The organism is Nocardiopsis sp. NPDC006938, assembly GCF_042869555.1.
In the GTDB taxonomy this organism is placed as follows: domain Bacteria; phylum Actinomycetota; class Actinomycetes; order Streptosporangiales; family Streptosporangiaceae; genus Nocardiopsis.
The window spans coordinates 461,582-474,019 of sequence record NZ_JBIAGA010000002.1; the positions used below are offsets into that span (position 1 = coordinate 461,582).

Genomic DNA, 12,438 nt, shown 5'->3' on the forward strand with positions numbered 1-12,438 from the left:
TCCCACCCGCGTGCCTCCACACGGCCCGCCCTGGTGACGAGGCGAGCGGTCGGGTGCGCCGGGTGACACCCCGCCCGTGGCGGAAGCGGGGGAGCGACGTGGCAGGCTTGACGTGGACCGAGACAACGTGACCGAAGGGGACCGAACGTGCTGCGATGGGACGGGCTGGGGGACATCCCCTCCGACTGGGGGCGGTCCGTGGTGGCGGTGGGCGTCTTCGACGGCGTGCACCGAGGACACCGCGCGATCCTGGCCGCCGCGCGCGCCCGCGCCGACCGGCTCGGCCTCCCGGTGGTCGCGGTCACCTTCGACCCGCACCCCGAGCGGGTACTGCGCGGGACCACCCCGGCGGTCCTGACCCCGGTGGAGCGCCGGGTGGAACTCATGGAACCGCTCGGAGTCGACGCCGTGTGCGTCCTGCCCTTCGACGAGGCGCTGTCCGCCCTCGCTCCCGAGGAGTTCGCCCGGCGCGTGCTCTCCGACCGGCTCGGCGCCGCCGCCGTGGTGGTCGGTGAGGACTTCCGGTTCGGGCACCGGGCGGCCGGAGACGTCACCGTGCTCGCGGAACTGGGGGAGAAGCTCGACTTCACCGCCGACGGCGTGCGCCTGGTCGCGGACGGCGACACCATCACCTCCACCCGGGTGCGGGCCCTGTTGGACGAGGGGGACGTGGCCGCCGCCGCCGCACTCCTGGGGCGTCCGCACCGGGTCTCGGGGGAGATCGTGCACGGCGCCGCGCGAGGACGTGAACTCCTCGGGTTCCCCACCGCGAACGCCGACCTGCCCCCCGACACCGCCGTTCCCGGTGACGGCGTGTACGCGGGGTGGCTGACCCGGCTCGAGCCGGTGCCGGGGCACGAGTCGCGCTGGCCCGCGGCGATCTCCGTGGGCACCAACCCCACCTTCGACGGTGCCGAGCGCACCGTGGAGGCCTACGCCCTGGACCGCGACGACCTGGACCTGTACGGCCTGCGCATGGCGGTCGACTTCACGGCGCGCATCCGGGGTCAGGAACGCTTCGACGACATCGACGCCCTCATCGCGGCGATGCGCCGTGACGTGGACCGCTGCCGCGAGGTCCTGGGAGTGTCCTGAGGCCGCCGTCACCCCGGAACCGGGTCCCGATCCCGCTCCGCCTGCTGTAGGGTGGGTCCGTCCACGTGTGCCCGCAGCGAGGTGCGTCCCTTCGGGGGCGGACTCGGCGGGAGCGCGGCGTACCCACGCCATCGGCGGCGGGCCGCGCGCACCACACGCGACGGCGACTGCTCGTACGCGCGGTCGTCGCGTCTGAACCCTGTCACGTACCGGGGTTCGCCCTGCGTACCGACTTCTCAATGAAGGAGCGTCGTGTCGATCGACACCGCCACCAAGGAAAAGATCATCGCCGAGTACGCCACCGTCGAAGGTGACACCGGCTCCCCCGAGGTCCAGATCGCGCTGCTCACGCACCGCATCACCGAGCTCACCGAGCACCTCAAGGACCACAAGCACGACCACCACAGCCGTCGTGGCCTGCTCCTGATGGTCGGCCGTCGCCGCCGTCTGCTCAAGTACGTGGCCAAGCAGGACATCACCCGCTACCGCTCGCTCATCGAGCGTCTGGGCCTGCGCCGCTAGGTCTTTCGGGAGGGAGTGGCCTCGGCCGCTCCCTCTTTGTTAGTAAGGTGTGACCAGAGTGGTGTCCGGGACAGGACGCCACCCGCACCACCCGTGCCGCCACCCGGACCCAGGGGTCGGTCCTCGGTAGTGGTCTCCGGACACCGCCCGTCTCGGGCGTGCCGTGGGCTTCGATCGATGACCGGCCGTCATCACCTTCCGGGGCACGACACGGGCAGAACATCGCCGCGCCGCGGGCCGTCGGGTCCGGGCGCCGCGCCCGCAACGTGTAACAGGAGGTCGCCCATGGAGGGCGTTTACTCGGCCGAGGCCGTCATCGACAACGGCAAGTTCGGCACCCGCACCATCCGCTTCGAGACCGGCCGCCTGGCCCGTCAGGCCGCCGGTTCGGCCACGGTCTACCTGGACGACGAGACCGTCGTCCTGTCGGCGACCACCGCCTCGAAGCGCCCCAAGGAGAACCTCGACTTCTTCCCCCTGACGGTGGACGTCGAGGAGCGCATGTACGCCGCGGGCCGCATCCCCGGCTCCTTCTTCCGGCGTGAGGGCCGTCCTTCCGAGGACGCCATCCTCACCTGCCGTCTGATCGACCGTCCGCTGCGCCCCTCCTTCAAGAAGGGCCTGCGCAACGAGATCCAGATCGTCGAGACGATCCTGTCGCTGCACCCCGAGCACCTGTACGACGTCGTCGCCATCAACGCGGCCTCGATGTCCACGCAGATCGCCGGCCTTCCCTTCTCCGGCCCGATCGGCGGCGTCCGCGTCGCGCTGATCGACGGCCAGTGGGTCGGCTTCCCGACCCACGGTGAGCTCGAGGGCGCCACCTTCGACATGGTCGTCGCCGGCCGTGTCCTGGAGGACGGCGACGTCGCGATCATGATGGTCGAGGCGGAGTCCACCACCCAGACCCTGAAGCTGGTCGCCGAGGGCGCCGTCGGCCCCAACGAGCAGACCGTCGCCGAGGGCCTCGAGGCCGCCAAGCCCTTCATCAAGGTGCTGTGCAAGGCCCAGCAGGCCGTCGCCGACCAGGCCAGCCGTGAGCAGGGTGACTTCCCGATCTTCCTCGACTACGAGGACGACGCCTACGCCGCCGTCGAGGGGGCCGTGCGCGAGGAGCTCGCCAAGGCTCTCACCATCGCGGACAAGCAGGACCGCGAGGCCGAGCTCGACAAGATCAAGGCGTCGGCCGCCGAGAAGCTGGCCGAGGACTTCGAGGGTCGCGAGAAGGAGGTCAGCGCCGCCTTCCGCAGCCTCAGCAAGCAGCTCATGCGTGAGCGCGTCCTGCGCGACCAGGTCCGTATCGACGGTCGCGGTCCCAAGGACATCCGCCAGCTGAGCGCCGAGGTGGGCATCCTGCCCCGCGTGCACGGTTCGGCCCTGTTCGAGCGCGGCGAGACCCAGATCATGGGTGTCACCACGCTGAACATGCTGCGCATGGAGCAGACGGTTGACACGCTCAACCCGGACAAGACCAAGCGCTACATGCACAACTACAACTTCCCGCCCTACTCCACCGGTGAGACCGGTCGGGTGGGCTCGCCCAAGCGGCGCGAGATCGGGCACGGCGCCCTGGCCGAGCGGGCCCTGCTGCCCGTCCTGCCCGCCCGCGAGGAGTTCCCGTACGCCATCCGCCAGGTGTCCGAGGCCCTCGGGTCCAACGGCTCCACCTCGATGGGTTCGGTCTGCGCCTCCACCATGTCCCTGATGGCGGCCGGTGTGCCCCTGAAGGAGATGGTGTCCGGTATCGCCATGGGTCTGATCAGCGAGGGCGACCAGTTCGTCACGCTGACCGACATCCTCGGTGCCGAGGACGCCTTCGGCGACATGGACTTCAAGGTCGCCGGTACCCGTGAGCTCATCACGGCGCTCCAGCTGGACACCAAGCTCGACGGCATCCCCGCGGAGCAGCTGGCCCTGGCGCTCCAGCAGGCCCGCGGCGCCCGTCTGGCCATCCTCGACGTCATGCAGGAGGCCATCGAGCGTCCGGCCGAGATGAGCCCGAACGCTCCGCGCATCCTCACCGTCAAGGTGCCCGTCGAGAAGATCGGCGAGGTCATCGGCCCGAAGGGCAAGATGATCAACTCGATCCAGGACGACACCGGCGCGGACATCTCGATCGAGGACGACGGCACCATCTACATCGGTGCCACCGACGGCCCCTCCGCCGAGGCGGCCCGGGACACGATCAACCAGATCGCGAACCCGACCATGCCCGAGGTGGGCGACCGCTACCTGGGCACCGTCGTCAAGACGACCGCCTTCGGCGCGTTCGTCTCGCTGCTGCCCGGCAAGGACGGTCTGCTGCACATCTCGCAGATCCGCAAGCTGCACGGCGGCCAGCGCATCGAGAACCTCGACGACGTGATCGGCATCGGCGAGAAGATCCAGGTCGAGATCCGCGAGATCGACGACCGCGGGAAGCTCTCCCTGGTGCCGGTCGAGGTGGTGGAGTCCGAGGCCGCCGCCAAGACGGACAAGTCCGAGAAGGCCGAGGCCCCCGCGGCCCCGGACGAGGACTCCGACAAGGGCGACGACAAGGCCGAGGCCCCGCGCCGCCGCCGTCGTCGCAGCTCGGGCGGGCGTTCCGAGAACACCTGATCCACACCTGTGTGACCCTGTACGGGGCGGTCGCGTCTGCACGACGCGGCCGCCCCGCCGTCGTCCCGGGGCGTATGCTCTGCTGGACGTCCCGACGCGAAGAAGAAGGATTCATGAGTTCTGTCCCCATCGCCGCCGAGCAGGAGCCGGGTACCACCGTCACGCTGCTGGAGCCGGACGGCGGCTCCGGTCTGGTGCGCCGGTCGGTGCTGCCCGGCGGCCTGCGCGTGGTCACCGAGAACGTTCCCGGGGGGCGTTCCGCCGCCTTCGGGATCTCGGCGACCACCGGCTCCCGTGACGAGGACTCCGCGCACGCGGGGTCGGCGCACTTCCTGGAGCACCTGCTCTTCAAGGGGACCGGGACCCGTTCTGCTCTGGAGATCTCCGCGCTCCTGGACGGGGTGGGCGCCGACCACAACGCCTACACCACCAAGGAGCACACCTGCTACTACGCGAAGGTCCTGGACCGGGACCTGCCGCTCGCGGTGGACGTGGTGGGCGACATGGTCGCCAACTCGGTGCTGGACGAGGGCGAGGTGGAGACCGAGCGCGGCGTGATCCTGGAGGAGATCGCCATGTACGAGGACGAGCCCGCCGACCTGGTGGACGACGTCTTCGCGGAGCACTTCTTCGGCGACACCCCGCTGGGCCGCCCGATCCTGGGCACCACCGACACGATCCGCGCGCTGTCGCGGGAGCGCATCGCCGAGCAGTACCGGGACGCCTACGTCCCCTCCGAGCTCATCGTGACGGCGGCGGGCAGCCTGGACCACGACACCGTGGTGGAGCAGGTCCGGGCCATGTTCGCCGACCGCCTCGCGGCGGCCGGTGACGCCCGCCCCTCGCGTCCGCGCGGGGCCGGGGAGCCGGTGCGCACGTTCGGCGGCACGGTCGTGCAGCCGCGTGAGACCGAGCAGGCGCACATCATCCTGGGTTCGGAGGGGCTGACCCGCACCGATCCGCGCTGGCACGCGCTGCGCCTGCTCAGCGCCGCCCTGGGCGGCGGCATGTCGTCCCGCCTCTTCCAGGAGGTGCGCGAGAAGCGCGGTCTGGCCTACGCGGTGCACGCCTACCACACGGCCTACGCGGACACCGGTACGTTCCAGATCTACGCGGGCTGCCTGCCGGAGAAGGCCGACGAGGTCGTCGGGGTCTGCCGCGACGAGCTGGCCAAGGTCGCCGCGTCCGGGATCTCCCCGGAGGAGCTGGCCCGAGCCAAGGGACAGATCCAGGGGGCCATGGTGCTCGGCAGCGAGGGCACCAACGCCCGGATGGGGCGCCTGCTCGCGCACGAGCTCACCCAGCCGCGCCACTTCTCCATCGACGAGGACCTGGCCCGGTTCGACGCCGTCACCCTGGAGGACGTGGCCGCGGTCGCGGCCGAACTCCTGTCCCGCCCGAGGGCGCTCGCGGTGATCGGGCCGTACACGGCCGACCGGATGTTCTGAGGCTCCGCTCCCCGGCGGGTCCGGGGACGCGAACGGGGAGCCCGTGACCGGGGCCGGTCACGGGCTCCCCGTGTACGGTGACGTGCGCCGACGCCTACAGCGGGCGCCCCCGGGGCCGACCGCGCTTCTTGATCGCGATCTGGCGCGGGCCGCCGGTGTGCGCGCCGCCGTGGACGACGACCTCCAGGAGGCCGTCGCCGAAGGCCGCCTCCACGTCCTCGTCCTCGATGCCCTCGGGCAGGCTGATCTCACGCCGGAACGAACCCATGAAGCGTTCGGACGTGTAGTAGATCGTGGTGTCCTCCTCCTCGCGGTGGCGCTCACCGCTGATGACGAGCACGCCGTGGGTCAGGCTGACGGAGACGTCGGTCTCGTTCACGCCGGGCAGCTCGGCCCGGATGACGAGGTCGTTCCCCTTGGCGAGGATGTCCGTGGACGGGCTCCAGGCGTCGGCGAACGTGCGTTCCCGCTCACCGACCTGGGTCGTCTCGATGGTGGAGATCGTGTCCGACATCCTGTTCATCTCGGTGATCATGTCCACCACCCCGTGGAAGGGGTTGCTGAACCTCTTGGGTGCCACCGTTACCTCCTCAGTTCGACGTCGGTGTCGGTCGGTCCGACGGACCTAGTGCATTCCACCGTGACTGTGACCGTGACCGTCCCCGGAGCGGGGGCGGTCCTCAGCCCGGGGGCGGTCCTCGGCCCGGGCCCTCTTCGGTTCGCCCGGCGCGCGTTCGCTGGCCAGTCCCTTGAACAGGCCCACCGCCATGAACAGCAGGATCACCGCGAACGGTAGGCCGGTGATGACCGAGGCCGCTTGGAGCGCCGACAGCGCGTCGTCGCCCCCCGCCACCAGGAGAATCCAGGTGACGGCGCCCAGGCAGACCGCCCAGAAGCCGCGCTGGAAGCGGTTCGGGTTGCGGGTGCCTCCGTTGGTGAGCATGTCCACGACCAGGGAGCCGGAGTCCGCCGAGGTGATGAAGAAGATCGCCACGACGGCCAGTAGCCACACGGCCGCGATGACGGCCACCACACCGGAGATGGGCAGGGCGTCCAACAGGGTGAACGCGGCGTCGGCCTCGTCGCCCTCGACGAAGTTGGCCCGGCCCGACAGGTCGTAGAAGAGACCGGAGCCGCCGAAGACGCCGAACCACAGGACGCAGACGGCGGTCGGTGCGAACAGGGCGCCGATCACGAACTCGCGGATGGTGCGTCCGTACGAGATGCGGGCCAGGAAGATGCCGACGAACGGCGCCCAGGAGATCCACCAGCCCCAGTAGAAGACCGTCCACGCCTGGGTCCAGGCGGCGGCCTGCGGCTCGACGCGGGGGCTGGGGAAGGACAGGCTCCAGGAGACGAGGTTGCTCAGGTACTCGCCGGTCGCGGTGGTGGTACTCGCGATGATCCACAGCTTGGGGCCGACCAGGAACACGAAGGCCAGCAGGATGAAGGCCAGCCACAGGTTGATCACCGACAGGCGCCGCAGGCCCTTGTCGATGCCCGACAGCACGCTGAAGAGCGCCACGGCCGAGATCACCGCGATGATGACGGTCTGGACCAGCGGGTTGTTCGGGACCCCGAACATCTCGGTGAGCCCGCCGTTGATCTGGAGCGTGCCCAGCCCCAGTGACGTGGCGAGGCCGAACATCGTGCCGAACACCGCGAGGATGTCGACGATGTTGCCGGGCCAGCCGAACGCGCGGTCGCCGAGCAGCGGGTAGAGCGCGGACGCCGGTCGCAGGGGGAGGCCCTTGCGGTAGGCGAAGTATCCCAGGGAGAGGCCGAGGGCGATGTAGACGGCCCAGGGGTGGAACCCCCAGTGGAAGAAGGTGAGCGCCAGCGACTCCGAGGCGGCCTCGGGCTGGGGGACACCCTCGGAGTCGGGGTTCAGCGCGGCGTCGCGCGGCCAGTGCAGGTGCTCGATGGGCTCGGCCACGCCCCAGAACACCAGGCCGATGCCCATGCCCGTGGTGAAGAGCATCGCGAACCATGCCAGCGTGCTGAACTCGGGCCGTGAGTCGTCCGGGCCCAGCCGGATGTTGCCGTAGCGGCTCAGCATGAGGAAGACGGCGGTGCCCACGAAGAACACCGTCGCCAGGACGTAGATCCAGCCGATCCGCTCACCGATCCAGTTGCGGGTCGTCTCGGTGGCCGCGAGCAGCGGGCCGGTGAACGCCACGCCCATGACGATGAAGGCGATGATCACCAGGCCCGAGACGCCGAAGACCGTCGGGTTCGTCTTTTCTTTTATGTACGTGCGCAGGGATGAGATGGTTGCTCCTTCCCAGCCCCACTGAAACTACGGGGGTTGGAGTGCCGGTTCCTGCCACCGGCTGCTGACATGTCCCGTGGGATGGTAGAGGCTTTCGTCCCGGGTAGTAAAGCAACCGTCACATTGCGGAGAGTTTCCGTCAGGGTGTGCCATGTCGGTTGTGGGCTCCTGCGGCCGGGTGGGGCGCGAGGGCGGAGCGGGCCGGGGCGCGGAACGGCGGCCGGGGTCAGTCCCGTGGTTCGACGAGGTGGTCGAGGACGGCTCCGGTACGGTCCAGCCAGTCCGCGATCACCTCCAGCTCCCGCTCGGAGTAGACGGAGTGCAGGTCGGTCATGGCCTGGCGTATCCCGGGGAGGGGACTGCGCAGAGCGCCCTCGGCGCCGTCCAGGAGCCGGACGGCGATCTTGCGCCGGTCCAGCGGGTGGGGTGCGCGCTCGACCAGTCCGTGGGCCTCGAGCCGGTCCACCACACCGGTCACGGAACCGGTGGACAGACAGAGGCTGTCGGCGATCTCACCGGGGGTCATGGTGCCGGTCACGCGCAGGAGCGTGAAGCACTGGAAGTCGGTGGGGTTCATCCCGGAGCGGTCGGCCATGCGGTGCAGGAGGCGGACCAGGCGTACGGCGAGCTGTTGCCCGTCGCCCTGAAGGGCCTCGTACAGCTCCTCGCGGGTGCGGGGACCGTGGCCGTCTCCGAGCGCCTTCTGTGAGGGCTCGGTGTTGGGCACGGTGTCCATGGGTCTCCCTACCGCTCGGTGAACGGTCCCTCCGGCCACCCGTCGTCCGAGTCTAGGACGCCCTCCAAGTGTCGCGTGGCCCCGGAGGGGGCCACATGAAATGATCGCCTTAGCAAGATGCTTTGTCTCCAAGGTATTTGACGAAAAATCGGACACTCACCGGGGGTGGCCATCACCGTCTCGCCAGCTGACACACGGGAGGAACCCCTGCCCGCCGACTTCGGCGGGGTTCGGGACGCGGTACGGGACCAGTTGGCCGCCTACCTCGCGGAACGGGTCGCCGACGCGGGTGCGGCCGACGGGGAGTTCGCGACGGAACTCTGCGAGCGGATGGCCGCGTTCACGCTGCACGGCGGCAAGGGTCTGCGCTCGGTCCTGGCCTGGTGGGGCTGGCTCGCGGGGGGAGGCGCCGCCACGGGGCGCGGGGCCCGCGCGGCCCTGCGCGCCTGTTCGGCCCTGGAGGTCCTCCAGACCTTCGCCCTCGCCCACGACGACGTCATGGACGCCGCGCCGCTCCGACGCGGTGCCCCGTCGTTCCACGCCGTGTACACGGCCCGGCACCGGCAGCGCGGGATGCGCGGGGACGCGCGCCGCTACGGGGAGTCCCTGGCCGTCCTGGTCGGCGACCTCGCCGTGCTCTGGGCCGACGACCTGCTCCACGAGTCCCTCGCCGCCCTGTCCACCGGGGCGGCGGCCCACGCGGTGTGGCGGGACATGCGCACCGAGGTCGTCGCCGGGCAGTTCCTCGACCTCACCGCCCAGGCCCTCGGCGACCGCTCCGAGGAGACCGCGGTGCGCATCGACCGGCTCAAGACCGCCACCTACACCGTCGAGCGCCCCCTGCACATGGGGGCCGCGATGGCGGGGGCCGACGCGTCGACGGTGTCGGCGCTGCGAGCCTACGGAACCGACGTGGGCGTGGCCTTCCAGCTCCGGGACGACCTCCAGGACGCCTTCGGAGCACCCGACCGCACCGGGAAGCGGGCCTTCGAGGACCTGCGGGAGGGCAAGAGCACCCTGCTCCTGGCCAGCGGGGTCCGGTTGGCGGGGGAGGCGGGGGACACCGCGGCCCAGGACCTGTTCTCCCGGGCCGGCCACCCCTCGAACCGGGTCGACCCCGAGGAGGCGGCCGCCGCCCTCGACCGCGTCGGCGCTCGTGAGGAGGTGAGGCGCCGGTGCCGCCGCCTCGCCGAGCGCGGGCGGGAACGCCTGCGCTCGCTCGACCTCGACCCGGCCGTCGCCGACGGACTGCACCGCTTCGCCGACACCGCCGCCCGCACGTGACCACCGCGCAGAAGGGACCCGAGAACGTGACCGCGAGGAAGGGAAGGCACCCCGTGGTCGTGGTGGGGGCCGGACTGTCCGGCCTCTCCTGCGCCCTCCACCTGCTCGGAGCCGGACGCGAGGTGGTGGTCGTCGAACGCGAGGACCACCCCGGGGGGCGCGCCGGGCGCCTGGACATGGACGGCTTCCGCGTCGACACCGGACCGACCGTGCTCACCATGCCCGACCTCCTCGACGAGGCCTTCGCGGCGGTGGGGGAGTCCGTCCGCGACCGGCTGGAGCTGCGGCCGCTGACACCCGCCTACCGGGCGTCCTTCGCTGACGGCTCCACCGTCGACGTCCACACCGAACGCGAGCGGATGGCCGCCGAGGTGGCCAGGGTCGCCGGACCCCGGGAGGCCCGCGGTTACCTGCGGCTCCGGGAATGGCTCACCCGCCTGTACGAGGTGGAGATGCGCTCGTTCATCGACGCGCGGCTCGACTCCCCGCTCGACCTCCTCGGCCCCGACCTCGTGCGTCTCGCGGCGATGGGCGGGTTCGGCCGGTGGTCCCGGGCGGTGGGCCGCCACCTGAAGGACGAGCGCCTGCGCCGGGTCTTCTCCTTCCAGGCGCTCTACGCCGGGGTCGCGCCCGACCGGGCCCTGGCCGCCTACGGTGTCATCGCCTACATGGACACCGTCGCCGGAGTCCACTTCCCCCAGGGCGGGATGCGCGCCGTGGCCGAGGCCATGGCGGGGGCGGCGGCCAAGGCCGGGGCGGTCCTGCGCTTCGGGGAGTCCGCGCGCCGCGTGGAACGCCGGGGGAACCGGGTCACCGCCGTCATCACCGAGGACGGGGAGCGCCTGCCCTGCGACCACGTGGTGGTCACCGCCGACCTGCCCGCCGCCCACCGGCTGCTCGACCACCGCTCCCGGCGGCCGGTGCCGCACCGCTACTCGCCCTCCGCCGTGGTCCTCCACCTGGGCACCGACCGCACCTGGGAGCGGCTGTCCCACCACACGATCTCCTTCGGCGCGGCCTGGCGGCGCACCTTCGCCGAGATCACCGACGGAGGCAGGACCATGAGCGACCCCTCGCTGCTGGTCACACAACCCACCGTCACCGACCCCTCCCTGGCGCCCGACGGCCACCACCTCCTGTACGTCCTGGCACCCGCGCCCAACCTGGCCTGCGCCGACATCGACTGGGACCGCGCGGGCCCCCGCTACCGCGACCACCTGGTGTCCGTGCTCGAAGCGCGCGGCCTCACCGGACTGGACGCCTCGGTCCGCGCCGAACGCCTGGTGACGCCCGCCGACTGGGCGCGTCAGGGCCTGGCGCGCGGCACACCCTTCTCCCTGGCCCACACGTTCGCGCAGACCGGACCCTTCCGGCCCCGCGGCACCGTACCGGGCGTCGACAACGCCTTCCTGGCGGGATGCGGGACCTCACCCGGGGTGGGGCTGCCCACGGTCCTGATCTCGGGGAAGATCGCGGCCGCGCGGGTCGTGGCCGCGACGAGGACGGGTGCGCGACGATGACCTCCGCCACGGGAGAGCTGGACGCGGCCGGGATCGCGGAACAGCCGCTGCGCTCCGCCTACCTCCGCTGCCGCGCGCTGCACGCGCGCCACGGCCGTACCTACTACACGGCCACACGGGTGCTCCCGCCCGGGCGCCGCCCCGGCGTCCACGCCCTCTACGGGTTCGCGCGCTGGGTGGACGACATCGTCGACGAGCCCGCGCCGGGCACCACGACCGCCGACCAGCGCGCCCGGCTGGACGCGATCGGTGCCGATCTGGACACCGCGCTCTCGGGCGGGCGGCCGGACGAACCCCTTCTGCGGGCCCTCGCGCACACCGTGCGGCGGTACGGGCTGCCGGCCGACTACTTCACCGCGTTCATGGACTCGATGCGCATGGACCTGGACACCACGGCCTACCGCGACCTGGCCCACCTGCGCGCGTACATGTACGGGTCGGCCGCCGTGATCGGGCTCCAGGTCCTGCCGGTCCTGGGGACCCGCGTTCCGAGGGAGGAGGCGGCGCCGCACGCCGCCGCGCTGGGGGAGGCCTTCCAACTCACCAACTTCCTGCGCGACGTCGCCGAGGACCTGCGCAGGGGGCGGGTCTACCTGCCCGCCGACGTCCTGGACGCACACGGCGTGGACCGCCCGCTCCTGGAGCACTGCGCCAGCACCCGGCGGTCCGACCGGCGCGTGCGCGACGCCCTCGCGGCGCTCGTGGAGGTCAACCAGGGGTTCTACCGGGAGGCCGAACCGGGTGTCGCGATGCTCTCCCCGGTCGCCCGCCCGTGCGTGGCGACGGCCCTGCGCCTGTACCGGGAGATCCTCGACGAGATCGCCGACGCCGACTTCGACGTGTGGCGGGTCCGCCACCGCGTCTCCGACGCCCGCAAGCTCGCGGTCGCCGCACCCGCCCTGGCCCGCGCGCTCTGGGCGCGGACCGTGCCCGGCCCGAGGGCCGGCGACTGACCCCCGGTCG

General features: G+C 71.6%; 10 protein-coding genes. 7 read left to right on the forward strand and 3 right to left on the reverse strand.

Annotated features, from left to right (window positions below; translation table 11 throughout):
- Positions 1 to 147: 147 nt before the first annotated feature.
- From ACFYL4_RS04975 to ACFYL4_RS04990, 4 genes are all read left to right on the forward strand, one after another.
- On the forward strand, positions 148 to 1,095 hold the full coding sequence (locus ACFYL4_RS04975; RefSeq protein WP_357762432.1) for a bifunctional riboflavin kinase/FAD synthetase: 948 nt from the start codon (positions 148 to 150) through the stop codon (positions 1,093 to 1,095).
- A 252-nt stretch (positions 1,096 to 1,347) separates the two neighbouring features.
- The gene (rpsO, locus tag ACFYL4_RS04980; RefSeq protein WP_017542637.1) at positions 1,348 to 1,617 is read left to right on the forward strand and encodes a 30S ribosomal protein S15; all 270 of its coding nucleotides are present in this window, start codon (positions 1,348 to 1,350) and stop codon (positions 1,615 to 1,617) included.
- A gap of 285 nt (positions 1,618 to 1,902) precedes the next feature.
- On the forward strand, positions 1,903 to 4,215 hold the full coding sequence (locus tag ACFYL4_RS04985) for a polyribonucleotide nucleotidyltransferase (RefSeq protein WP_357762436.1): 2,313 nt from the start codon (positions 1,903 to 1,905) through the stop codon (positions 4,213 to 4,215).
- Between the two features lie 113 nt (positions 4,216 to 4,328).
- Positions 4,329 to 5,663 (forward strand): M16 family metallopeptidase, encoded by a 1,335-nt coding sequence (locus ACFYL4_RS04990; protein ID WP_387516466.1) that lies wholly within the window; start codon positions 4,329 to 4,331, stop codon positions 5,661 to 5,663.
- 94 nt (positions 5,664 to 5,757) lie between these two features.
- On the opposite strand, the gene ACFYL4_RS04995 is transcribed toward ACFYL4_RS04990, so the two are convergent.
- The 3 genes from ACFYL4_RS04995 to ACFYL4_RS05005 form a co-directional block, all read right to left on the reverse strand.
- The gene (locus tag ACFYL4_RS04995; protein WP_357762441.1) at positions 5,758 to 6,243 is read right to left on the reverse strand and encodes an Hsp20/alpha crystallin family protein; all 486 of its coding nucleotides are present in this window, start codon (positions 6,241 to 6,243) and stop codon (positions 5,758 to 5,760) included.
- A gap of 45 nt (positions 6,244 to 6,288) precedes the next feature.
- Positions 6,289 to 7,914 (reverse strand): BCCT family transporter, encoded by a 1,626-nt coding sequence (locus tag ACFYL4_RS05000; protein WP_387516628.1) that lies wholly within the window; start codon positions 7,912 to 7,914, stop codon positions 6,289 to 6,291.
- A 247-nt stretch (positions 7,915 to 8,161) separates the two neighbouring features.
- The gene (locus ACFYL4_RS05005) at positions 8,162 to 8,671 is read right to left on the reverse strand and encodes a MarR family winged helix-turn-helix transcriptional regulator (protein ID WP_387516468.1); all 510 of its coding nucleotides are present in this window, start codon (positions 8,669 to 8,671) and stop codon (positions 8,162 to 8,164) included.
- Between the two features lie 171 nt (positions 8,672 to 8,842).
- Between ACFYL4_RS05005 and ACFYL4_RS05010 the strand changes: the two genes are divergently transcribed.
- Genes ACFYL4_RS05010 through ACFYL4_RS05020 form a run of 3 tightly spaced genes read left to right on the forward strand, consistent with a single transcriptional unit; the run spans position 8,843 to position 12,428 of the window.
- Positions 8,843 to 9,955, forward strand: a complete 1,113-nt coding sequence (locus ACFYL4_RS05010; protein ID WP_387516630.1) for a polyprenyl synthetase family protein — start codon at positions 8,843 to 8,845, stop codon at positions 9,953 to 9,955.
- A 53-nt stretch (positions 9,956 to 10,008) separates the two neighbouring features.
- Positions 10,009 to 11,475 (forward strand): phytoene desaturase family protein, encoded by a 1,467-nt coding sequence (gene crtI / locus ACFYL4_RS05015; RefSeq protein WP_387516632.1) that lies wholly within the window; start codon positions 10,009 to 10,011, stop codon positions 11,473 to 11,475.
- Positions 11,472 to 12,428, forward strand: a complete 957-nt coding sequence (locus ACFYL4_RS05020) for a phytoene/squalene synthase family protein (protein WP_387516470.1) — start codon at positions 11,472 to 11,474, stop codon at positions 12,426 to 12,428. Before crtI ends, ACFYL4_RS05020 begins: the two co-directional genes overlap by 4 nt.
- The last annotated feature ends 10 nt before the right edge of the window (positions 12,429 to 12,438 follow it).